The organism is Brevundimonas sp., assembly GCF_965278935.1.
Lineage (GTDB): Bacteria > Pseudomonadota > Alphaproteobacteria > Caulobacterales > Caulobacteraceae > Brevundimonas.
This window is the reverse complement of sequence record NZ_OZ257124.1, coordinates 2720528-2740927: the sequence shown is the minus strand read 5'-3', so window position 1 is coordinate 2740927 and position 20400 is coordinate 2720528. Positions and strand designations below refer to the sequence as shown.

The following is a 20400-nucleotide window of genomic DNA, read 5'->3' as shown; positions in this document are numbered from 1 at the left end:
ATCCGAACCGGCGAGCCTTGGCCCGCCGGTTTGGGGTGCTGGCTACTGTTCGGCGGCCGGCGCCGGTGCGGCCGGGGCTTCCGGCACGATGGTCAGGCGGCAGCCGCCGCCGATGCGCTGGGCGGTCTCGCAGGGATAGACCTGCTGCACGGCGTATTCCGGGTTGAAGCGCACGATAACCCCGTTGCCGGCGCTGCACTTGGCTTCCCAGAAGGCGCCGTTGGCGTTGGCGCCCATGTAGCGGCCCTCGGTCACGTCGCACGCCGCGGCTTCGCTGCCGGCCAGGCGGGTCTTGAAGGAGGCCGCGGCCTCGGCGGAGGTGGTGTAGCGGCAGGTGGCGTTCTGGGTCGTGACGATGGCGCATTCGGTCGTCTTCCAGCCCGTCCCGACCTGCTCCAGCCAGTAGCCGTCGACGCCGCTGCAGCCGATTTCATAGATCAGGTTGCCCTCGCTCGACTTGCCGATGGAGGCGCCCTGATCGACCGTGCAGGGCACGCCCGCCTGGGTCGCGTAGGCGCGGAGCACACGCAAGACATCGGCGTTCTGGGGAATCGCGCATTGGGTGCCGACGTCGGCGGCTGGGTCGCGGGCGCGGTCGATCTCGGCCTGGCCGGCCAGAAGAACGCAATCCACGGCCTGGGGCGGGGTGGAGCCGATCAGGATATAGCCCGGGCCGGTGGCGCAGGCGGCCTCGTAGGACTTGGCGCCCTCTGCGGTCTGGCCGAGGAAGTTGGCCTGGCTGACCTGGCAGGAGGGGGCAGCCGTCGTGGCGATGGCCTGGGCCGCGACGATATTCTCTTCCGGGGTCGGGGCGACGGGAGCCGCGGTGCGTGCGCGTTCGCGATTGCGGCCCCGGTTTTCATTGGCCTGCGGGGTCTGCAGGCGCGTGGCGGCGCCGCGCGTCGGGGACGCCTGATCCACTACGGACCCGGTCGATGGGCCGGTTCCGCCCACCGGCTGGTCCTGGGCTGAGGCGGGCGAAACGATCGCCATCGCCATCATTGCGGCGCCGCCGATGGCCGCCAGGGTTTTCATGAACACGAACGCTCTCCTTGAAACTTGTCCCGAAGCCTTGGCGAGCCGTCGTGACGAGGTCAAGACCGGGCGCTGGACGCGCCGGGCCTCTCCGGCCTATGGTCAGGCGCGTTGCGATTGGAGACGGACTTGGCGGACGGCGTCATCACGAGCGAAGGCGAGGCCGGGACGGCTGGCGAGGGCCTGCGGGGCCTGACCTATCCGCTGGGCGCCCCTCCCGCCCCCGGCGAGGCGATTCAGGCGGCGCCCGGCGTGCTGTGGCTTCGGCTGCCGCTACCGATGCAGCTCAATCACATCAATGTTTACGCCATCGAGGACGGCGAGGGCTGGGCCGTGATCGACACCGGCATCCGCACTCCGGACTCCATCGCAGGCTGGGAGGCGGCTCTGGCCGGGCCGATGGGCGGCAAGCCTGTCACCCGGGTCATCTGCACCCACATGCACCCCGACCATATCGGCCTGGCCGGCTGGCTGTGCCAGCGGTTCGACGCGCCCCTGCTGATGACCCAGCTGGAATACGTCACCGGCCGGATGCTGGTCGCCGACAGCGGCCCGGCGCCCGAAGCCGGCGCGATCTTCTGGCGTGCGTCCGGCTGGACCGAGGAGCAGATCGAAGGCTGGCGCAGCAGCTACGGCCGCTTCACCAAGGGCGTCTTCCACATGCCCGCCAGCTTCGACCGCCTGATGGAGGGCCAGGTTCTCTCCATCGGGGGCGAAGACTGGACCATCGTCATCGGCAACGGCCACAGTCCGGAACATGCCTGCCTGTGGCGCAAATCGGACGACGTCTTCATCTCCGGCGACCAGATCCTTCCGCGCATTTCCTCGAACATCTCCGTCTGGCCGACCGAGCCGCTGGCCGATCCGCTCGACGATTGGATGACCTCGCTGGACAGGCTGGGAGACCTGCTCCCGGCCGGATGCCTCGTCCTGCCCGGTCACGGCGAGCCCTTCACCGGAGTCCTGCCCCGCATCGAGGCGCTCAAGCGCGGTCATGCCGTCTCCCTGAAACGGCTCGAGCGGACCCTGCGCGAGCCGAAGAGGGCCGTCGACGTCTTCGCCTCCCTGTTCGCCCGCCCGGTCGGCGACGGCATCCTGGGCATGGCCACGGGCGAGGCCATCGCCCACCTCAACTATCTGGCCGGTCAGGGCCGCGTGCGACGCGAACGCGACGCCGACGGCGTGGACTGGTGGAGCCTCACCGAAACGGAGACTTCTGCATGAGCGATCCCATCCTCACGCACTTCGCCGACGGCATCCTGACCGTCACCTTCGCCCGTGCGGAGAAGAAGAACGCCATCACCCAGGCCATGTACTCGCTGCTGGCCGAGGCGACCCGCCGGGCCAGAACCGACGACGCTGTGCGCGTCCTGCTGTTCAAGGCCGAGGGCGACAGCTTCTCGGCCGGCAACGACATCGCCGACTTCATCGCCATCGGGGCGCAGGGCGGCGGCGGACAGGTGGTGGACGCGCCGGTGTTCCAGTTTCTGAGGGCGCTGTCCGAACTGGACAAGCCGGCGGTCGCCGCCGTTCGCGGACGGGCGGTCGGCATCGGTCTGACCCTTCTGCTCCATTGCGACATGGTGGTGGTGGCCGAGGACGCTCTGCTGTCCGTGCCCTTCATCAACCTGGCCCTGGCCCCGGAGGCGGCGTCGTCCCTGCTGCTGCCGACGGTGATCGGCCACCAGCGGGCGTTTGAGATGTTCGCCCTGGGCGAGCCGATTGACGGCCGGACCGCTCTGGCCTGGGGTCTGGCCAACCGCGCTGTGGCCTCGGCCGAGGTCGATACGGTCGCAGAAGGTCTGGCGGCGAAACTGGCCGCCCGCGCGCCCAACTCGATTCGCAAGACCAAGCGGCTGATGCGCGACACCGAGGCCCTGTGGACCCTGATGCAGCGCGAGGGCGAGGCCTTCGGCTCCCAGATGTCCAGCCCCGAAGCGATGGAAGCCTTCATGGCCTTCACCCAGAAGCGGGCGCCGGACTTCGGCTGATCCTCGCCCGGCGTGGGCGGGAGCTTTGCCTTGATCCCGCCCCCCATTGCCCCTAAGCGCCCGCGCCATGAGCCTTGCGCCCGCCCTTTCGAACGCTTTCCGCATCACGCCGGAGACGGACGCCGACCGTGAGGAGGTCGAAGCGCTGGTCATGGCCGCCTTCGGCCCCGGCCGGTTCGCCAAGACCGCCGAGCGCATCCGCGAGACCGCCCATATGTCCGCCGCCTTCGTGGCGCGCGAGGATGGCCGCCTGACCGGCTCCGTCCGCCTGTGGTCGATCACGGTCGATGGCCTCGACGCCCTGTTCCTCGGCCCGATCGCGGTGGTCAGCGACGCACGTCGCGGCGGCCTTGGGGCGGATCTGGTCGGCGCCTGTATCGGCGAGGCCCAGCACCGGGGCGTCGCAGGCGTCCTGCTGGTCGGCGACCCGCACTATTTCGAGCGTTTCGGCTTCCAGCCCGCGCCCGACGTCCGCCTGCCCGGACCGGCCGACCCGCGCCGGGTCCTGTGGCTGCCGATCACCAGCGCCGCGCCTTCGGGTCTCGCCCTTCCGGCCTGAGCGTCCTAAGTCAGGACCATGAGCGGTCCGGAACCATCATCAGGCCTCGCAGGCGTCGCCGCCGCCGCCAGACAGGCGCCGGGTCGCGGACTGCCGCCCGTGCATCTGTGGCATCCGGCCCACTGCGGCGACATCGACATCGTGATCCGCAGGGACGGCGTTTGGATGCACGAGAACTCGCCCATCGGCCGGGCCGAGCTGGTCCGCCTGTTTTCGACCGTCCTTCGACGCGACCCCGACGGCTATCACCTGGTCACGCCGGTCGAGAAGATGCGGATCGAGGTCGAGGACCTGCCGTTCCGCGCCGTGACGATGACCCGCGACGGCGACGACCTGGTCTTCACCACCGACGTCGGCGACGAGACCCGGGCCGGCCCCGAACACCCCATCGTCGTCGAGACCAACCCGGCGACCGGCGAACCTGCGCCCCGCGTCCACGTCCGCGCCGATCTGGAGGCCCGGATCGTCCGCACCGTCTTCTACGATCTGGTCGAGATGGCCGAAGAGCGGGACGGCTGCCTTCAGATCCGGTCCGGCGGCGTCTGGTTCCCGCTCGGCCCGCCCGGAGCCGGCGTCGAATGAGCCATGCGACGCTGAAGGAGCGCCTGGCCGAAAAGCTGGCGCCGGTGGAAGGCTGGCGGGCGGAAACGGGCGCTGTCCGCTCCGACTTCGACCTGAACCCCGGCGCCTCGCGCTGGGTCTCCGGCCCGCTGAAGCCGGCCGCCGTCCTGATCCCCGTCATCGCCGACCCCGAGGGCGCGCGCGTGCTCCTGACCCGCCGCGCCGACAGCCTGACCAAACACACGGGCCAGGTCGCCTTCCCGGGCGGGCGGATCGATCCCGGCGAGACCGCGGTCGAGGCCGCCTTGCGCGAGGCGAGGGAGGAGGTCGATCTCGACCCCGCCGCCGTCACCGTGCTCGGCCTGTCCGATGCCTACGAGACCGGCACCGGCTATCTGGTGACGCCCGTCATCGGCTGGATCGACACCCTGCCGCCTCTGACCGCCTCGCCCGCCGAAGTGGCCGAGATCTTCCAGGCGCCGTGGGACTTCCTGATGGACCCCGCCAACCACAGCCGCGAGCATCTGGAGGCGCCGGCCGGGGTCAAGCGGTGGTTCTGGGCCATGACCTGGAACGAGCAATATATCTGGGGCGCGACGGCCGGGATCATCCGCGCCCTGCGCGCGCGCCTGTACGGCGACGAGCCGAATCTGCCCGCCTCGGCGGCCGAGGACGCGGCATGACCCGGCTGGACAACCAGAACTGGCTCACCAGCCCCGCCACCATAGCCGTCTTCGACGCCCTGGAGGCGGCGGGCGGCCCCGACTGCGCCCGCTTCGTCGGGGGCAGCGTGCGGAACGCGCTTGTCGGACGCCCGGTCGATGACTTCGACATCGCCACCCGGTTGAAGCCCGAGGAGGCGATGGCCGCGCTGAAGAAAGCGGGCCTCAAGGTCGTCCCCACCGGTCTCGCCCACGGGACGGTCACGGCGGTTTCCCAAAAGCTGCCCTACGAAGTCACAACCCTGCGCCGCGACGTCGAGACGGACGGTCGCCGCGCGGTCGTCGCCTTCACAGACGACTGGGCCGAGGACGCCGCGCGCCGCGACTTTCGCCTGAACGCCCTCTACGCGGACCGCACGGGCGCGATCTTCGATCCGACGGGGCAGGGCGTGGACGACGCCCTCGCCGGCCGCGTCGTCTTCGTCGGCGATCCGAACACCCGGATCGAGGAGGACTACCTCCGTATCCTGCGCTTCTTCCGCTTCTACGCCTGGTACGGTCGCGCTGCGCCCGACGCCGCAGGCCTCGCCGCCTGCGCCGCCCATGCCGAGGGGCTGACGCGGCTGTCCGCCGAACGGGTGTCGAAGGAATTGCTCAAACTTCTGGCAGCCCCCGACCCGCGTCCCGCCGTCCATGCGATGCGCGAGGCCGGCGTGCTGAACCGCCTGTTTCCCGCCGTCGACGACCTCGCCGCCTTCGATGCGATCAGCGAGGCGAGCGAGGACGCCGTCCTGCGCCTGTCCGCCCTGCTGCCAGACGATCCGTCCGACGTGGCCGGGATCGCGCGGTCCTTGCGCCTGCCCCGGGCCGTCGAGATGCGTCTGGCCGCCGCCGCCGGGGGGCCGCTCGACCCGGCGACGGGCGACCGTGAGCTCCGCGTCCTGACCTGGCGCCTCGGCAAGCAGGCCGTCCGTGACCGCATCCAGCGCGGCGCCGCGATCCGCCCCGGAACCGGCACCACGAAGGCCGTGGCCCTCGTCGATAACTGGCCCATACCCCGACTGCCGGTCGGTGGCCGCGATCTGGCGAAACTCGGCATCGAACCTGGCCCGGAGCACGGCCGCATCCTGAAGGCCTTCGAGGCCGAGTGGATCGCCGACGATTTCCCCGCCGAGGGCCATCTCGAACGGCTCAGGAGACTGGCGGCGCAGCCCTGACGAAACGGGTGATGACCGGCCGGTGGTCCGACCCGGTCGGCAGGCCCAGTCGCCGCTCGACCAGCGCCAGATCGGGCGTGCGATAGACCTGATCGATGGTGATGCCGCCGAAGGCAGGCAGCCGCGTCGGCCATGTCCCCGGCCAGCCGGGCGCGGGGATCAGCCCGCCTTCGCGCTTGATGATCTTGCCGATACGCGCGCTCGACACGCTGTTGAAGTCCCCCGCCGCGATGACCGGCCCCTCGACCGACCGCGCCCAGGCCGACAGTCCCTCCGCCTGACGGATCTGCTCCCACTGGATCTGATAGGGCCAGGGCCGGGTCATGTGCGCGCCCGCCACCGTCACCGGCCCGATCGGCGTCTCGACCACGGCGCCGACGACGGACAGGCCGGGAACGACCAGCACGATGTCCCGCAGCGGTCGGCGGGCAGCGATCACCGACCGCGCCGCGCCGCTGGGCCGGTCCATCCGGATGTTGGCGGCCCGATAGGGATAGCCCGCCAGCACCCGGTCGATCACCGCCATCGGCGCGTCGCCCACCTCGATCAGCACCACCACGTCCGCATCGGCCGCGGCGATGGAGGCCGCCATCGCCTCCACGTCGGTGTTCAGGGCGTGCACGTTGGCGGAATAGAGGGTGAAGCCCTGGCCCCCGGCCTCGGGCGTTCCACGCGCCGGGGCCCACTGCGGCCATCCTGCCGCCAGCACCAGTCCGGAGATCGCCACCGCCGTCCCGACAAGTCCTCGCGACCGCAACAAGGCCGCTCCGGCCAGACCGGCCACAGCGAGCACAAGGGCCGGCCCCGTGAACTGCGCCAGGATGTCGACCCACCGATGGCCGATCCCGCTCAGCGCCGCTCCGGCGATGCCCAGCGGGACCGTCAGCACGAGCGCCAGACCGACCCCGGCCGCCGGCCGCGCATGCGAAAGGATTCTGTCAGTCACGAAGACTTGCTATCCATGATGAACACGGGTCGATGTGGCGCGTTGACCCGTCGCTTGGAGGGCGAAATGGCGAAGCGATCCATCGGGGATATCGAGAAGATCTGGTCCAATGTCGAGGGCGTCAAGAAGCTCTCCGACCGGGCCGTCGGCTTCGGTCCGTTCGGCATCGGCATGGACGGCCTGCTGACCTGGATTCCGGTCGTGGGCACGGTCTACAGTGTCGGAGCCGGCGGCTGGCTGCTGACCCAGGCGATCCGCGCCAAGGCGACGCCCGGCACCATCGCCCGCATGGTCGGTTACCTCGGCGTCGACGTCGCGACCGGAGAGGTGCCCATCGCCGGCGACGTGGTCGACTTCTTCTTCCCCGGTCACCTGATGGCGGCCAAGGCGCTGCAGAAGGACATAGAGAGCACCCACTGGGTCGAGGCCAACGAGCGCGAATCCCGCGCCTCGGGCGACCACGAGCGTCACGTCGCGACTATGAAGGCCGATCCGACCAAGCGACGTATTGTCTACCTTCACGACTGAAGTCGCTGTTTGCCTTGACGAACAGCGCAGGCGCAGCGCTACTCCCCCGACGATCGATACTGCGCCCGGACCCGCTGAATGACCCCGATGCTGACGCGAGACGAACTGGCCGTGGCGCTCGGCCACGCGGGCTCCGGCGACCGCGCCGCCTTCAAAATCGTCTATGAAGCGACCTCCGCGAAGCTATTGGGAGTCTGCCTGCGTATCTTGGCTGACCGCCAATTGGCCGAGGACGTCTTGCAGGACACCTATCTCACCGTCTGGAGGAAGGCCTCGACCTTCGATCCCTCGCGCGCGAGCCCGATCACCTGGCTGGTGACCATCGCGCGCAACCGGTCGATCGATCGCCTGCGCTCGGCCGCGCCGATGCGCCGCACGGCTCCGGTCGAGGACGCCCATGACCTGGCCGACGCCGCCCCGCTGGCCTCGGACGTGATCGAGACGACCGACGAGGTGGGCCGCCTGAACCATTGCCTCGAGACCCTGGAAGACAAGGTTCGCGGCGTGATCCGCACCGCCTTCATGGAAGGCGTGACCTACGACGCCCTGGCGACACGCGAGAACGTGCCGCTGGGCACGATGAAGAGCTGGATCCGGCGGGGGCTGTTGAGGTTGAGGAGCTGCCTCGAATCATGACCGACCTTCCTCCCGAAGACGACGCGAACGCCTTGGCCGGCGAACTGGCCCTTCGTGTCCTCTCGCCCGAAGAGGAGCGCGCCGCCCGTGCCCGCGAGGCCTCCGACCCCGCCTTCGCCGCCGAGGTCGAGGTCTGGAACGAGCATCTGGCCGGCTTCATCGCCGAAATTCCGCCGGTCCAGCCGTCGGCCCGCGTCTGGCCCCGCGTCGAGGCCGGCATCGCTCCTGCCGCCGCGAACGACAACCGCGCCAGCTTCTGGAAGGGTTGGGCGATCGGCTCGACCGGTCTGCTGGCCGCCAGCCTTGTCGCCGTCGCCCTTCTGGCGACCCGTCCGGCGCCGGCGCCGGCGCCCCTCGTGCAGGCGGCTCCGGCCGGCGGCGTGACCCGCGTCGCGACCATCTCGATGACCGAAGGCGGCGCTCCCGTCGTCGCCCTCGCCTACGACAGCGCGACCGGCAACCTGTTCATCGCCCCGACCCAGGCCATGGACGGCGTCAGCGCCGTTCCGCATCTGTGGCTGGTCAAGCCGGGCGAGGCGGGGGTTCAGTTGATCGGCGCCATCGACGGCTCGGCCGCTTCGCACCATCACCTGACCGACGTCCTGGCCTCCACGGCGGGTCAGGCGGTCGCCGTCGCCATCTCGATGGAAGCCCCGGGCCACACCCCCGCCGGCGACAAGCCTGACGGCCCCGTCGTCGCCACCGGCGAACTTCAGGCGCTCTAGAAGCGCATCCGGGACGGCGAAGTCTCCGTAGTTTCTGCTGACCGGATCGTATCGACGCCGCCTTGCGCGACGTCGTGGGTCCTGACAGCCGCGATCCGGTCAGCGGGGAGGCCTCCCAGCCCTTCCATTGGTCTCCCCGCACCCCTCGTTTCCGGCGATACCCATCAACGGATCGACCCAGGACCCCAATGAATTCAAAGGTCGGCTCTATTTAGAGGCTTTGAACGCGCGGGCCTCCGGGGCGCCCGCACACTGATCTCCGCATTCCAACGGAGATCGAAATGCCTTCGAACCACAGTGCGCGACTGGATCTGCCCTATCTGGCGGCCGGTCAGCTGCAGAAACACGTCACCCTCAACCAGGCCCTGACCCGGCTCGACGCCCTGGCCCAGATGGCGGTGGTCAGCCGCACGGTGGCGACCCAGCCCGCTGACCCCGACGACGGCGCCCTCTACATCCTGCCCGCCGGCCCGACCGGCGCCGTCTGGTCCGCCTGGTCGGAAGGCGATCTGGCCCGCACCGAGCTCGGCGGCTGGACCCGCGTCCCCGCCCCGACCGGGACCCTCGCCGTCGTCCTCGACGAGGGAGCACTGGTCGCGCGCGGTGAGGACGGCTGGACCCCGTTCCCGGCCCGGCTTCAGGACCTGACCCGCTTCGGCCTGAACACCACGGCCGACGCCGACAATCCCTTCGCGGCCAGACTGAACAAGGCGCTGTGGACCGCCCTGTCGTCGGGCGAGGGTGGCGACGGCGACCTGCGCTTCACCTTCAACAAGGACGGCCCCGCCGACGTCCTCTCCCTCCTGTTCCAGAGCGGCTACGGCGGCCGGGCTGAACTGGGCCTGATCGGCGACGACGATCTGCGGCTCAAGGTCAGCCCGGACGGCTCCGCCTGGAACGAGGCGATCCGCATCGACAAGGACGACGCCCGCGTCTGGTTCGCCCACGGCGCCACACGCACGGAGACGGTCCGCCTGATTGCCGGCGGCGACTTCACCCCGCCCGACTGGGCCCGGCTGCTGATCGTCACGGCCTTGGGAGGCGGAGCCGGTGGGGGTGCGGGCGCCTCCGGACCCGGCGGCGTCCGTCAGGGCGGCGGAGGCGGGGGCGGGGGCGGCCTGTCCCAGGCCATCTGGCGCGTCGAGGATCTGCCCGCCGCCCTGACCGTCTCGATCGGCGCGGGTGGCGCGTCCGGGGCGTCGGGCGGCGACACCACGATCGCCTCGTCGGGCGTCACCCTGCTCACCGCGCGGGGCGGCGGCGCGGGTCAGGCCGGCGCCTCGGGCGGGGCAGGGGGCGCGGCCGGTCCCGGCCTTGTCGGCGGCAACGGCGGCGGCGCGGCCTCGGCGACCGTGACGGCGGGCGCGGGCCAGAGCCTGACCTGCGCCGGAGCGCCCGGGGGCGGAGGCGGAGGCGGCGGGCTCGACGCATCGAGCGTGGCCCGGGCCGGAGGTGCGGGAGGTCCCGGCGGCGTCCTGGCCTGTCCCGGCGACGGCGGCGCCGGCGGGGTGTCGGCGGCGGGCGCGGCCGGATCGGCGCCCGTCTCGATCCTCGCGGCGGCCGGAGGCGGCGGAGGCGGCGCGGGCGCCGTGACCTCCGGCGCAGGTCCTGCGGGCGGCGCGGGCGGCGGCTATGGCGCCGGCGGGGGAGGCGGAGCCGCCGGCGTCACGTCCGGCGGCGTTGGCGGGGCCGGATCTGGCGGCATCGTCCTGATCCTGATTCAGGGGTGAGTCCGATGGCCCGCCCGGACGCCGACCCCGTCTTCGACAGCCTCGGCTTCTACGGAGAAGGCCCCCTGCTGGACGTCGACGTGCTGGACGCCCCGCGACGTCTGTCCCGCGACGAGGGGCGCCGCGCCGCCGGCCCCGACTGGTTCTGGACCCACCTGACCCTCGACGAGGAACCCGACAATGATTGAGAACACTCCCCAACCTCCCTCCCGACCGACACCCCAGCCCCTGGCCGAGGGGCAGTGGCTGTGGCGCCGTCTCTATGTCTTCGCCGCCAGCTTCGCCCTGTGGCGCTCCCTGTCCGCCGTCGTCCACCGGACCGAGCCCGCCGCTTTGCCGGCCGTGGCCTCGGGCCTGATGTCGCTGCTGGCCCTGACGCTGATCCTCTATCTGGTCGCGCCGACGGCCCAGCAACTGGTCGCCCTGCTGGTCAATCTTCGCCTGCGCCTCTCCGACGGCGGCGCCCGATGAGCTTCCGTCTCTCCGAACGCTCCCGCGCCCGGCTCAAGGGCGTCCATCCCGCCCTCGTCGGGGTGATCGAGGCCGCGATCCTGACCACCCCGGTCGACTTCATGGTCACCGAGGGCCTGCGCACCAGGGAAAGACAGGTCGCCCTCGTCCGCGCCGGGGCCAGCCGTACCCTGAACTCGCGGCATATCACCGGCCACGCGGTCGATATCGCGGCACTGGTCGACGGCGCGGTCCGCTGGGACTGGCCCCTCTATCCGCGCATCGCCGAGGCCATCAAGGCGGCGGCGGAGGTCAGGGGCGTCGCCCTTGTCTGGGGCGGAGACTGGCCGCGCCTGCGCGATGGTCCGCATTTCGAGCTGGATCGGAAGGTGTTCCCTTGACCCCTCCAGCCCTCAGAACCCTCGCGCCGCTCGGATGGCTGGCCCTCGGCGTCGGGGTCCTCGCGGCGGTCGCCATCGTCCTCGGCGGTCTCGGCTTCCGCTGGGATCCTTTCGACGTCGGTCGCCGACGCCTCGAACGCGCCGAGCGAACGGCCGACTTCGCCGAGCGACAGGCCGCCGCCCGGACGGCGGAAGCCGAGGGCGAGGCCGGTCAGGTCGCGCGCCTCGATGCCGCCGCCCAATCCGCCGTGACGCTGGAACGTGTCACAGCCCGATCCATCCAGACCGCGAGAACCGCCGATGACGCTGCCTCACCCCTGCCTGCCGATCGCGTTGCTCGCCTGCGCGACCATGACCGCAAGCTGTGCCTTGCCGCCCCGGGCCTCGTCGGTTGCTCCGCCGCGCCTGACCTTGCCGGCGATGGCGAGCCGGCCGTGTGAGCTGCACCGCCTGCCCGATGCCCCGACGTTGGGCGATCTGGAGGTCGGATACATGATGCGAGGCCGCCAGATCGCCGACTGCGACGCCGCCCGCCGGCTGGCCGTCGACACCCTCATGGCCGAACGAGCGGCGGGGGAGGTGGCGAGACGCCCCTGACTTCGTCCGTTTCGTCCCGTTTCGTCAGGGTGTTTTCGTCATGACGAAGCGGACAGCCCGGCAAAACCTGCCGGGCGCCCGGCATTTCCTGCCTCGCAGCGCCCGAAACGGCAAAACCTGCCGGGCGAGAGGCATGGTTAAGGCAAGGTACCGTAGTTATTTCAAAGGGTTGCGGGCTTGTCGAAATTGCGACGGCTGGCCTGCCGATTGCTTCTTGGGTCTCCGAGCAAAATGCTCCCGGATGTCAAAATGACGCCCGGAACCTTGAAAATAAGGACTTTCGTCATGGCGCTGAACAGCGTGAACACGAACTCGGGCGCCCTTGTCGCCCTGCAGAACCTTCAGGCCACGAACAAGGAACTGGACGTCGTCCAGGGCCGCGTCAACACGGGCAAGAAGGTCAACAACGCCAAGGACAACGGCGCCATCTGGGCCATCGCCCAGGGTCAACGCAGCGAAATCAATGCTCTGGGCGCCGTCAAGGACAGCCTGGATCGCGGCTCTTCGGCCGTCGATGTCGCCATGGCCGCCGGTGAATCCGTCTCCGACCTGCTGATCCAGCTGAAGGAAAAGGCCCTCTCGGCGACCGACAAGTCGCTGTCGACGGCTTCGCGCAAGGCCTTGAACGAAGACTTCAAGTCCATCCGCGACCAGATCGCCACGGTGGTCTCGAACGCCAAGTTCAACGGCGTGAACCTGCTGGACAACTCGACCGGCACCAACGGCTTCAAGGCCCTGTCGAACACGGCTGGCTCCACCATCAAGGTGGCTCCTGAAAACCTGTCGCTCGGCTCGACCAACGTGACCGTCGCGACCACGACCACGATCGGCACCTCGACCCTGGCCACCACGGCCCTGGGTCTGGTCAACGCCTCCATCGACAACGTGTCGTCCGCCCTGGCTCGCCTGGGCACCGGCGCCAAGTCGCTCGACACGCACCGCTCGTTCGTCGGCAAGCTCTCCGACGCTCTGGAAAACGGCGTGGGCAACCTGGTCGATGCGGACCTGGCCAAGGAAAGCGCGCGACTGCAGTCGCTGCAAACCAAGCAACAGCTGGGTGTGCAGGCTCTGTCGATCGCCAACTCCTCGACCTCGATCCTGCTCGGCCTGTTCCGATAAGCCAATGGAAGGGCGGGACCCCGGTCCCGCCCGACCGTTCCCAAGGGACGCCGGAAGCCCCGGCGTAAGGAGCCATGGACACCAATGCAAAAAGCGTAGGCGCAAGCGTTTCACCTGTCGTCGCAGCCACGGCGGCCGCGACCTCGAACAACGACTTCGGTCAGGGCCGCGCCGCACAGAAGGCTGAAGAGGCCGCCCGGTATCGGCTGATCATCGAAGAGGGACCCACCCAGGGGACCTTCGTCTACAAGACCCTGGACAGCGCCACCGGAGAGGTCGTCCGCCAGTTCCCGCGAGAGCAGGTCCTGCGAATGGCGGAAAGAGGCGACTACTCGGCCGGGGGGCTGATCGACACCAGCGCCTGATTGTTAGGACGCCGGACCCGTATTCCAGACCGCTCGGGACAGCCCGATGCGGTTAATCGTCGTGGTTTACCGCCGTTAACCATACGGTGACTGTTGCAGCTCTAGCCTTCCGGCGAACATCCCGGGGCTAGAAGACCTATGACGACCAACAGCGTTCACACCAATGCCGCGGCCGCTGTCGCGCTGCAGAACCTGTCCCGGACCAACGACAACCTCACCGGGGTCCAGAACCGGATCTCGACCGGGCTGAAAGTCCAGGGGGCCAAGGACAACGCCGCCGTGTGGGCCATCGCCCAGGGCCAGCGCGCCGACCTCGGCGCCCTTTCGGCCGTCAAGCAAAGCCTGGACCGCGCCACCTCCATCGCCGACGTCGCCATGGCGGCGGGCGAATCGATCTCCGACCTGCTGAATCAGCTGAAGGAAAAGGTCGTCGCGGCCAAGGACGTCTCGCTGAAGACCCAGTCCCGCCAGCTGCTGGACGCCGACTTCAAGGCCCTGCTGCGCGCCATCAAGTCGGCCGTCGAGAACGCCTCCTTCGACGGCGGCAACATCCTCAACGGGTCACTGACCAACGGGCTGAAGTTCCTGGCCAACGCCGGCGCGACCCAGTTCATCACCCTGTCCGGCAAGAACCTCTCGCTCAGCGGCTCGATCATCTCGCTCGGCCTGAGCGACAGCCTGCTGACGGTGACCGGTTCGACCACCGCCCTGACCAAGCTCGACGCCTCGATCACCAACCTGAACAAGTCGCTTGGCGACATCGGCGCCCAGGCCAAGCAGATCTCGGCCCACAACACCTTCGTGGCGAAGCTCTCGGACACAATCGAGTCGGGTATCGGCAATCTGGTGGACGCCGATCTGGCCAAGGAAAGCGCACGCCTGCAGGCCTTGCAGGTGCAGCAGCAACTGGGGGCTCAGGCTCTGTCGATCGCCAACCAGGCGCCGCAGATCATCCTCAGCCTGTTCCAGGGCTAAAAGCGACTGCCGGACTGGTGGCCGATCACGACGGGTGAGGGACGGCGGCGCGGCGCATGCGCCCGGTCTCCGAATCCGTACAACGCCAGAAGGGACTGGATAAGCGACTTCGGGAAGATCATGGCCTCGCTCCTGTCTGACGAGACCACAACACGATTCGCATTCCATCGTTCCCTGCCCGGACGTTAATCTCGCATTGAGCCCGCTCGCGTACCCTTGCACGCGGAGGATCGAGTGGCGGTCAACAACAGCTATCTCATGGGTTTGTATGGGGGTTCTTACGACCCCTCGACCTCGGCTGCCCTGACGAACCTCATCACTAAAAAGTCTCAGCCTACCGCGCCGTGGAGCACTTCGGCCCAGGCGACGGCGCCAAAACCGGACGCCCTGGTCCGCGCCGCCCTCGGCGGCCGCGCCTTCGTGAACGAGGACGCCGCCCAGCTCGACGTGAAGGGCGCCTCGGCCGACTATCGGAAGCTGTTCGCTCTCTATCAAGGTCTGGAGACACTGAACGCCTTGGCCAACCGCGCCTCGGTGAAAGGTCTGACCGCGACCGACCTGGCGTTGACCCAGAAGCGGTTCGCCTCGGGCCTGGCCGAAATCGGTTCGTATGTTGGCAAGGCCGAGTTCGATGCGCTCCGGCTGGTGCAGGGGACCTCGTCCTCGACATCGAAGACCACGGCCGCCGTCCCCCGCGACAGCTCCAACTCCATCACCGGCCCGATCCACGAAGGTTCGCTGGATACGCCGGTCAAGGCGTTCGAGGGCGACACGAAGTTCAGCATTACCATCAAGGTCCCGGTGGGGCTGAGCACCCAGACCACCGCCGTCCCGATCGACCTCGACGAGATGGGCGCGACGCCCCGGACGATGGACAACGTCACGGGGTTCATCAACGGCAAGCTCGAGGCCGCCGGCTTCCAGACCCGCATCGGCCGCGACCAGATCAAGGCGACGCCCCAGACGGTGCAGGTCGCCGGCAAGCCTGTGACCCTGCCGGCCGGCCCCGACCGGTGGGCGCTGGCGATCCGGGGAACCTCGACCGAGACCGTCGGCTTCACGGCCGCCCAGAAGTCCGACGCCGTCTATGTGGTTCAGTCCGCAGGCTCTCCCGCAACGACCGTGACGACCACGGTCAATGGCGTGACGACCACCAAGACCACCGTCGCGGCCACCACCACCAACCAGATCCTCAAGTTCCAGAGCGACGGCGGCACGGCGGCCCAGCCGACCGGCGGCAACGTCGGCGAGACCCAGTGGGTCGACGGCCGCATCTCCCAGGAGAAGATGCCCGAGGGCGTCTCGACCGTGCGCGCCAGCGCCGTCGGTCCTGACGGCTCGCTTTGGATCGTCGGCGACGTGACCACGGGCGGGACCAACCAGCCGATCAAGGGCGTCCAGGACGTCGCCCTGATGAAGTACGACTCGGCCGGACGCCTGGTCGCGACCCGGACCCTGGGCGCATCCTCCAGCGCCAGCGGCTACGCCATCGCTATCGATGACAACGGCGACGTCGCGGTCGCGGGCTCGGTCACCGGCTCGCTGAACACCTCGGCCACGGACGCGGGCAAGACCGGCGAGGTCGCCAACGTCGCCGACAGCTTCGTCACCGTCTTCAACAAGGACGGCGAGGAGCAATGGACCCAGCGTCGCGGCGCCCGCGCGGCCGATGAGGCGACCAGCGTCTCCTTCGGCGACGGCGGCCTCGTCTATGTCGGCGGCCGGTCGAAGTCGGCGATGACCGGCGCAGTCCCGGTCGGCGGCTGGGATGGCTATGTCCAGGCCTTCAAGGCCGGCGAGCCCTATCCGACGGCCGGCATCGTCGCAAAGGCCGTGGGCCAGACCCAGTTCGGCACCGGCGCCGACGACAGCGTCGACGCCATGACCATCGACGGCTCCAACCTCTACACCGCCGGCGTCGAGGACGGCCGCGCCGTCGTGCGTCGCTTCACCCTCGATGCGGCGGGCATCCCGACCCTGGCCTCGACCCGCGATCTGGGCGCGATCTCGGGCGATATCGCCGGCATCGCCGTCGCCAACGGCAAGGTCATCCTGACCGGAACCAGCCGCGACAGCGGCCTGACCGCGGGGACCACCACCACGACCCATTCAGGCGGCAAGGACGTCTTCGTCGTCGCCCTCTCGACCAGTCTGACCGCCGCCGGGACCGACCGTCTGAGCTGGTACGGCGACGCGGGCGACGACACGGCCGCCGATGTGAAGGTCCATGACGGCAAGGTCTGGATCACCGGCATCGCCGACCGCGACCCGGCCGCGAAGAGCACCGACCCGACCAAGGCCTATCTGACCCGGCTCGATCCCCTGACCGGCGCGGTGGAATACAGCCGCACCTGGTCCGGCGACGGCGATCAGGCCAAACCCATGACCCTGGCCGTCGCGTCCGGCGGGGCGAGCGTTCTGGATCGTCTGGGCCTGCCCCAGGGCGAAATCGACCAGAGCGATTCCAAACGGCTGATCGACGCCACCTCGCTGCGCGTCGGCGATCGCTTCTACATCTCCCCGGCCAATGGCGGGCGGGCCACGGCGGTCACCATCGACGCCAAGGACACGCTCGCGACCCTGGCCCGCAAGATCAGCGTCGCCTCGGGCGGCAAGCTGAAGGTCACCGTCGCCTCCGAAGGCGGCGCGGTCACCGGCAAGGACGGCGAGACGACGACCACCACCGGCGGGGTCCAGCGCCTGTCGATCATGGCCAAGGACGGCAAGACCGGCGCGATCCTGACCTCCGGTGAGACGGGCAGGGACGCCCTTCTGGGACTCGGCCTGTCGGCGGGCTACGTCGGCCTGGCCGCGGCGGACACGTCGGTGAAGACCTTCGGTCTCGGCCTGCCCGGCAACCTGACCCTCAACAACGCCGCCTCGATCACGGCGGCCGGCGAGAAGATCCAGGGCGCGCTCAAGGCCATCCGCGACGCCTATCGCGGGCTGAAGCCGGAGGACGCGTCCGCATCGGCGTCGGGCCCCGTGCCCGCCTATCTGAGCAATCAGCTCGCCAACTATCAGGCCGCGCTCGCCCGTCTCGGCGGATAGCCGGGGGCCGTTTTCGCTTGGCGGTTGACGCCACGGGGCGGGCCGGGGTTATTGAGGCCTCCAAGGCCCGACGCCGCGCGAGCTCCGCTTCATGCAACTTCCCACCGACAATCGCGTCATCATCGCCATCGGCGTAGGCCTCGCCATTCTGGCGGCCGTGGTGCTGGCCCTGGTGTTCGGCGGCAGCCACGAACCGGCCGCCCCCAAGGCGCCCGAGACCGAGGAAGGCCCCGGCGGCCTGCAGGTCGATCTGGCCGATGCGCCGTCGCTGGAGCCGACGCGCGAACTGCGCTGCTTCGTCGACGGCCAGTTCGTCGGCATGGCGACCCTGGCCGACTGCGCCCGCCGCAACGGCCTGGCGACCGACGCCCTCGACGTGGGCTTGGACGAGACCGGCAATCTCGCCGCCGCCCCGACCGCCTCTTTCGCACCGCCCCCGACCCTGCCGACGGCCGTCGAGACGGCCGATGTCGGCGTGACCGATCCCTATGACACGGGCGTCCCGGGCAAGGTCGATCAGCAGACGCAACAGCCCGAACCCCGCGTCGAGCGCGCGTCCGGAACGCCTTGCCTTCGCTACACCGGTTCGGACTGGCGTGAGCTGGGCCGCATGAGCCTCAACCAGTGTGTCCAGGCCCTCTATGCCGGCACCTGCGTCCGCCCCGGCGATGCCCAGTACGGCCGCCACGGCAACCTGACCCTGCGTCTGGTGCCCCGGCGGGTCGAGCAGTCCAATGACAACAGCCGCTTCCGCATCCTGGCCGATCAGGATCGCAGCTGCCAGTTCCCGAGCCTGAACTGATGATCCGTCCCGTCCTGATCGCCTCCGTTCTGATGCTTCCGGTTCTCGCCGGCTGCAACACGTCGGTGAAGGCTCCGACCGAGACCGGCGTCTGCTACGCGGTGGAGCGGCCGGACGGCGAGCCGGTCTTCAACGTCCTCGCGCGCGGTCAGGTCCAGATCGAGATGTGCGCCGCCCGCCTGGAGGAGATGCGTCTACGGTTCCGTGGCATGGGCGTCGCCCGGGACGAGGTTACCGGCGCCTATCAGGGCCAGTTCATCTTCGTCGATCGCCGCGGCGTCTCGTTCGCGCGGACGCTGGAGGGGGCGCGGTTCTTCGCCCTGGCGCGGACGGGCGACGGTCGTCTGGCGGTGCCGGGCGCCATCGAGCGCGAAGGCATCACAGACCTGGGCGTCGTGGTCGAGGAAGCGCCTTCGCCGACCTTTCCGGGACAGTAGAACAAAGTCGGAACACGTGTTAACGGTTTCGTGGGCCAGGCCTGCGAGCCGAGGATTTCAGGCCCCGGTCGCACATGGCGGCCGGGAGCGATCAGAGAAAGAATTTCATCATGGCGGGAAGCGTCAACAAGGTCATCCTCATCGGCAATCTGGGTCGCGATCCGGAAATCCGGTCCATGCCGAACGGCGACCGCATCGCCAACTTCTCGCTGGCGACCTCCGAAACCTGGCGCGACAAGTCGTCGGGCGAGCGCAAGGAAAAGACCGAGTGGCACCGTGTGTCGATCTTCAACGACAACATCGTCAAGGTCGTTGAAAATTATGTGAAAAAGGGCTCGACCGTCTATGTCGAAGGCTCGCTGCAGACCCGCAAGTGGACCGACAAGGACGGCGTCGAGAAGTACACGACCGAGGTCATCGTCGGCCGCTTCAACGGCCAGCTGACCATGCTGGGCGGCCGTGACGGCGGCGGCGCGTCGCAGGGCGGCGGCTCGGGCGGCCGCGGCAACGACGACGACTACTCTTCGGGCTTCTCCACCGGCGGCGCCAACAAGCCCTCAGGCCCCCGCGAGAGCTACGACCTGAACGACGACATTCCTTTCTAGCAGGGGCCGTTCGAGCCAGAGACCGGTTCACCACGATCGAAACGTCGGCTCATGCATTGTGAGCCGACGTTTTTGGTTGGGCGTGCGATAGGCCGTCCGTGCCCGTAACTCCCGACAAGCCTCACAGCCCGCTGACCCTGATGGAGATCGGCGCGATCGCCGCGATCGTGGTGATATGGGGGGCGAACAATGCGGCGGCCAAGGTGGCGACCGAGGTCATGCCGCCCTTGCTCGTCGGGACGCTGCGCTTCGCCATCGCCGCCCTCTGCCTGGTCCCGTTCGTCCGGCCGCCCTTCCCGAACTGGAAAAGCCTCGCCCTGATCGTCATCCTCGGCGGGCCGCTCCACTACGGCCTGCTCTACTGGGGTTTCTCGCTGGCCGAGGACGTCAGCCCCGTCTCGGTCGCGTCCCAGCTCTGGATCCCCTTCACCAGCCTGTTCGCCTTCCTGTTGCTGGGAGAGCGGCTGTCGATCCACGCCATGGTCGGCATGGCGGTGTCGCTGATCGGCGTCGCCTGGATGTCGGCCGATCCGCACGCCCTGCATGACTGGCCCGCCATCCTGTTGATCGTCGGCGCCACCGCCTGCTGGGGGATCACCACGGTGATCGCCCGCCGCACCACCTCGATCCCGCCGCTGAAGATGCAGGGCCTTCTCGCCTTCGTGGCCCTGCCGACCCTGGCGTTCGGCTCGGCCATGTTCGAGCATGGCCAGGTCGAGGCCGTCCGCTCGGCCACGCCCCTGATCTGGATCTGTCTTCTGTGGGCCGGGGTCGTGTCGTCGGTCTTCGCCACCTCGATGGTCTTCTGGCTGGTGCAGAAGCGCGAGGCCGGGCGGGTGACGCCCTATTTCCTCGTCACCCCCGTCGTCTCCATGGCCATCGGCTGGGGCTTCCTCGGCGACGTCCTGACGCTCCAGATCCTGACCGGCGCGGCCCTTGCCATGGGCGGCGTCGCCGTTGTGGCCTTGGCGGAGCGGGGACTTCGCGCCGGCGCCGCCAAGGCCTGAC

At 69.4% G+C, this 20400-nt stretch carries 25 protein-coding genes; 23 read left to right on the top strand and 2 right to left on the bottom strand.

From position 1 onward, the window contains the following. Window positions 1–42: 42 nt before the first annotated feature. The gene (locus tag ACQY68_RS13675) at window positions 43–1035 is read right to left on the bottom strand and encodes a hypothetical protein (RefSeq protein ID WP_428152670.1); all 993 of its coding nucleotides are present in this window, start codon (window positions 1033–1035) and stop codon (window positions 43–45) included. A 129-nt stretch (window positions 1036–1164) separates the two neighbouring features. On the opposite strand from ACQY68_RS13675, the gene ACQY68_RS13670 reads away from it, so the two are divergent. The 6 genes from ACQY68_RS13670 to ACQY68_RS13645 all read left to right on the top strand — a co-directional run bounded on the left by ACQY68_RS13670 (window position 1165) and on the right by ACQY68_RS13645 (window position 6025). Beyond that, a complete protein-coding gene (locus ACQY68_RS13670; protein WP_428150046.1) occupies window positions 1165–2259 on the top strand; it encodes an MBL fold metallo-hydrolase in 1095 nt (364 codons plus the stop codon). Continuing rightward, window positions 2256–3026, top strand: a complete 771-nt coding sequence (locus ACQY68_RS13665) for an enoyl-CoA hydratase (RefSeq protein WP_428150045.1) — start codon at window positions 2256–2258, stop codon at window positions 3024–3026. The genes ACQY68_RS13670 and ACQY68_RS13665 overlap by 4 nt, the downstream gene beginning before the upstream one ends. A 67-nt stretch (window positions 3027–3093) precedes the next feature. Beyond that, window positions 3094–3585, top strand: coding sequence for a GNAT family N-acetyltransferase (locus ACQY68_RS13660; protein ID WP_428150043.1), 492 nt, complete (start codon window positions 3094–3096; stop codon window positions 3583–3585). A gap of 18 nt (window positions 3586–3603) precedes the next feature. Continuing rightward, window positions 3604–4167: a DUF1285 domain-containing protein gene (locus ACQY68_RS13655; protein ID WP_428150041.1), complete on the top strand. Its 564-nt coding sequence runs from the start codon at window positions 3604–3606 to the stop codon at window positions 4165–4167. Continuing rightward, entirely contained in the window at window positions 4164–4829 is a 666-nt protein-coding gene (locus ACQY68_RS13650; protein WP_428150040.1) for a CoA pyrophosphatase, read from the top strand. The genes ACQY68_RS13655 and ACQY68_RS13650 overlap by 4 nt, the downstream gene beginning before the upstream one ends. Continuing rightward, window positions 4826–6025, top strand: coding sequence for a CCA tRNA nucleotidyltransferase (locus tag ACQY68_RS13645; RefSeq protein ID WP_428150038.1), 1200 nt, complete (start codon window positions 4826–4828; stop codon window positions 6023–6025). Before ACQY68_RS13650 ends, ACQY68_RS13645 begins: the two co-directional genes overlap by 4 nt. Here the strand turns inward: ACQY68_RS13645 and ACQY68_RS13640 are convergent. After that, window positions 6000–6971: an endonuclease/exonuclease/phosphatase family protein gene (locus ACQY68_RS13640; protein ID WP_428150037.1), complete on the bottom strand. Its 972-nt coding sequence runs from the start codon at window positions 6969–6971 to the stop codon at window positions 6000–6002. The two genes, ACQY68_RS13645 and ACQY68_RS13640, sit on opposite strands and share 26 nt — an antisense overlap. A 66-nt stretch (window positions 6972–7037) precedes the next feature. Between ACQY68_RS13640 and ACQY68_RS13635 the strand changes: the two genes are divergently transcribed. From ACQY68_RS13635 to ACQY68_RS13555, 17 genes are all read left to right on the top strand, one after another. Further along, the gene (locus ACQY68_RS13635) at window positions 7038–7499 is read left to right on the top strand and encodes a DUF4112 domain-containing protein (RefSeq protein ID WP_428150036.1); all 462 of its coding nucleotides are present in this window, start codon (window positions 7038–7040) and stop codon (window positions 7497–7499) included. Between the two features lie 78 nt (window positions 7500–7577). After that, a complete protein-coding gene (locus ACQY68_RS13630) occupies window positions 7578–8135 on the top strand; it encodes a sigma-70 family RNA polymerase sigma factor (protein ID WP_428150034.1) in 558 nt (185 codons plus the stop codon). Then, window positions 8132–8860 carry an anti-sigma factor gene (locus tag ACQY68_RS13625; protein ID WP_428150033.1) on the top strand — a complete coding sequence of 243 codons (729 nt, stop codon included), beginning with the start codon at window positions 8132–8134 and terminating at the stop codon, window positions 8858–8860. Before ACQY68_RS13630 ends, ACQY68_RS13625 begins: the two co-directional genes overlap by 4 nt. Window positions 8861–9141: 281 nt before the next feature. Then, on the top strand, window positions 9142–10590 hold the full coding sequence (locus tag ACQY68_RS13620; RefSeq protein ID WP_428150031.1) for a DUF2793 domain-containing protein: 1449 nt from the start codon (window positions 9142–9144) through the stop codon (window positions 10588–10590). Window positions 10591–10595: 5 nt separating this feature from the next. After that, window positions 10596–10778 (top strand): hypothetical protein, encoded by a 183-nt coding sequence (locus ACQY68_RS13615; RefSeq protein WP_428150030.1) that lies wholly within the window; start codon window positions 10596–10598, stop codon window positions 10776–10778. Then, complete coding sequence (locus tag ACQY68_RS13610) at window positions 10771–11061, top strand: hypothetical protein (RefSeq protein WP_428150029.1); 291 nt, start codon at window positions 10771–10773, stop codon at window positions 11059–11061. The genes ACQY68_RS13615 and ACQY68_RS13610 overlap by 8 nt, the downstream gene beginning before the upstream one ends. Continuing rightward, window positions 11058–11441, top strand: coding sequence for a M15 family metallopeptidase (locus ACQY68_RS13605; RefSeq protein WP_428150027.1), 384 nt, complete (start codon window positions 11058–11060; stop codon window positions 11439–11441). The genes ACQY68_RS13610 and ACQY68_RS13605 overlap by 4 nt, the downstream gene beginning before the upstream one ends. Then, on the top strand, window positions 11438–11881 hold the full coding sequence (locus ACQY68_RS13600) for a hypothetical protein (protein WP_428150026.1): 444 nt from the start codon (window positions 11438–11440) through the stop codon (window positions 11879–11881). The genes ACQY68_RS13605 and ACQY68_RS13600 overlap by 4 nt, the downstream gene beginning before the upstream one ends. After that, the gene (locus tag ACQY68_RS13595) at window positions 11862–12038 is read left to right on the top strand and encodes a hypothetical protein (RefSeq protein WP_428150024.1); all 177 of its coding nucleotides are present in this window, start codon (window positions 11862–11864) and stop codon (window positions 12036–12038) included. The genes ACQY68_RS13600 and ACQY68_RS13595 overlap by 20 nt, the downstream gene beginning before the upstream one ends. Before the next feature lie 285 nt (window positions 12039–12323). Next, window positions 12324–13157: a flagellin gene (locus ACQY68_RS13590; protein ID WP_428150023.1), complete on the top strand. Its 834-nt coding sequence runs from the start codon at window positions 12324–12326 to the stop codon at window positions 13155–13157. A 74-nt stretch (window positions 13158–13231) separates the two neighbouring features. Next, the gene (locus ACQY68_RS13585) at window positions 13232–13522 is read left to right on the top strand and encodes a flagellar protein FlaG (RefSeq protein WP_428150022.1); all 291 of its coding nucleotides are present in this window, start codon (window positions 13232–13234) and stop codon (window positions 13520–13522) included. Window positions 13523–13660: 138 nt separating this feature from the next. Next, a complete protein-coding gene (locus ACQY68_RS13580; protein ID WP_428150021.1) occupies window positions 13661–14497 on the top strand; it encodes a flagellin in 837 nt (278 codons plus the stop codon). A 234-nt stretch (window positions 14498–14731) separates the two neighbouring features. Beyond that, complete coding sequence (locus tag ACQY68_RS13575) at window positions 14732–17548, top strand: transcriptional regulator (protein ID WP_428150020.1); 2817 nt, start codon at window positions 14732–14734, stop codon at window positions 17546–17548. A 91-nt stretch (window positions 17549–17639) separates the two neighbouring features. Then, window positions 17640–18350 carry a hypothetical protein gene (locus ACQY68_RS13570; protein WP_428150019.1) on the top strand — a complete coding sequence of 237 codons (711 nt, stop codon included), beginning with the start codon at window positions 17640–17642 and terminating at the stop codon, window positions 18348–18350. After that, the gene (locus ACQY68_RS13565; protein ID WP_428150018.1) at window positions 18350–18787 is read left to right on the top strand and encodes a hypothetical protein; all 438 of its coding nucleotides are present in this window, start codon (window positions 18350–18352) and stop codon (window positions 18785–18787) included. Before ACQY68_RS13570 ends, ACQY68_RS13565 begins: the two co-directional genes overlap by 1 nt. Before the next feature lie 110 nt (window positions 18788–18897). Next, on the top strand, window positions 18898–19392 hold the full coding sequence (ssb, locus tag ACQY68_RS13560; protein ID WP_298159723.1) for a single-stranded DNA-binding protein: 495 nt from the start codon (window positions 18898–18900) through the stop codon (window positions 19390–19392). A gap of 98 nt (window positions 19393–19490) precedes the next feature. After that, on the top strand, window positions 19491–20399 hold the full coding sequence (locus tag ACQY68_RS13555) for a DMT family transporter (RefSeq protein WP_428150017.1): 909 nt from the start codon (window positions 19491–19493) through the stop codon (window positions 20397–20399). Window position 20400: the final 1 nt, after the last annotated feature.

Excerpts from the sequence above, each read along its gene's own strand:
- ACQY68_RS13610 (WP_428150029.1), top strand. The coding sequence starts at position 10,771 with ATGATTGAGAACACTCCCCAACCTCCCTCCCGACCGACACCCCAGCCC.
- ACQY68_RS13650 (WP_428150040.1), top strand. The coding sequence starts at position 4,164 with ATGAGCCATGCGACGCTGAAGGAGCGCCTGGCCGAAAAGCTGGCGCCG.
- ACQY68_RS13590 (WP_428150023.1), top strand. The coding sequence starts at position 12,324 with ATGGCGCTGAACAGCGTGAACACGAACTCGGGCGCCCTTGTCGCCCTG.
- ACQY68_RS13565 (WP_428150018.1), top strand. The coding sequence starts at position 18,350 with ATGATCCGTCCCGTCCTGATCGCCTCCGTTCTGATGCTTCCGGTTCTC.
- ACQY68_RS13595 (WP_428150024.1), top strand. The coding sequence starts at position 11,862 with ATGGCGAGCCGGCCGTGTGAGCTGCACCGCCTGCCCGATGCCCCGACG.
- ACQY68_RS13660 (WP_428150043.1), top strand. The coding sequence starts at position 3,094 with ATGAGCCTTGCGCCCGCCCTTTCGAACGCTTTCCGCATCACGCCGGAG.
- ACQY68_RS13655 (WP_428150041.1), top strand. The coding sequence starts at position 3,604 with ATGAGCGGTCCGGAACCATCATCAGGCCTCGCAGGCGTCGCCGCCGCC.
- ACQY68_RS13605 (WP_428150027.1), top strand. The coding sequence starts at position 11,058 with ATGAGCTTCCGTCTCTCCGAACGCTCCCGCGCCCGGCTCAAGGGCGTC.
- ACQY68_RS13645 (WP_428150038.1), top strand. The coding sequence starts at position 4,826 with ATGACCCGGCTGGACAACCAGAACTGGCTCACCAGCCCCGCCACCATA.
- ACQY68_RS13675 (WP_428152670.1), bottom strand. The coding sequence starts at position 1,035 with ATGAAAACCCTGGCGGCCATCGGCGGCGCCGCAATGATGGCGATGGCG.
- ACQY68_RS13635 (WP_428150036.1), top strand. The coding sequence starts at position 7,038 with ATGGCGAAGCGATCCATCGGGGATATCGAGAAGATCTGGTCCAATGTC.
- ACQY68_RS13615 (WP_428150030.1), top strand. The coding sequence starts at position 10,596 with ATGGCCCGCCCGGACGCCGACCCCGTCTTCGACAGCCTCGGCTTCTAC.
- ACQY68_RS13580 (WP_428150021.1), top strand. The coding sequence starts at position 13,661 with ATGACGACCAACAGCGTTCACACCAATGCCGCGGCCGCTGTCGCGCTG.
- ACQY68_RS13585 (WP_428150022.1), top strand. The coding sequence starts at position 13,232 with ATGGACACCAATGCAAAAAGCGTAGGCGCAAGCGTTTCACCTGTCGTC.
- ACQY68_RS13620 (WP_428150031.1), top strand. The coding sequence starts at position 9,142 with ATGCCTTCGAACCACAGTGCGCGACTGGATCTGCCCTATCTGGCGGCC.
- ACQY68_RS13570 (WP_428150019.1), top strand. The coding sequence starts at position 17,640 with ATGCAACTTCCCACCGACAATCGCGTCATCATCGCCATCGGCGTAGGC.
- ssb (WP_298159723.1), top strand. The coding sequence starts at position 18,898 with ATGGCGGGAAGCGTCAACAAGGTCATCCTCATCGGCAATCTGGGTCGC.
- ACQY68_RS13665 (WP_428150045.1), top strand. The coding sequence starts at position 2,256 with ATGAGCGATCCCATCCTCACGCACTTCGCCGACGGCATCCTGACCGTC.
- ACQY68_RS13625 (WP_428150033.1), top strand. The coding sequence starts at position 8,132 with ATGACCGACCTTCCTCCCGAAGACGACGCGAACGCCTTGGCCGGCGAA.
- ACQY68_RS13630 (WP_428150034.1), top strand. The coding sequence starts at position 7,578 with ATGACCCCGATGCTGACGCGAGACGAACTGGCCGTGGCGCTCGGCCAC.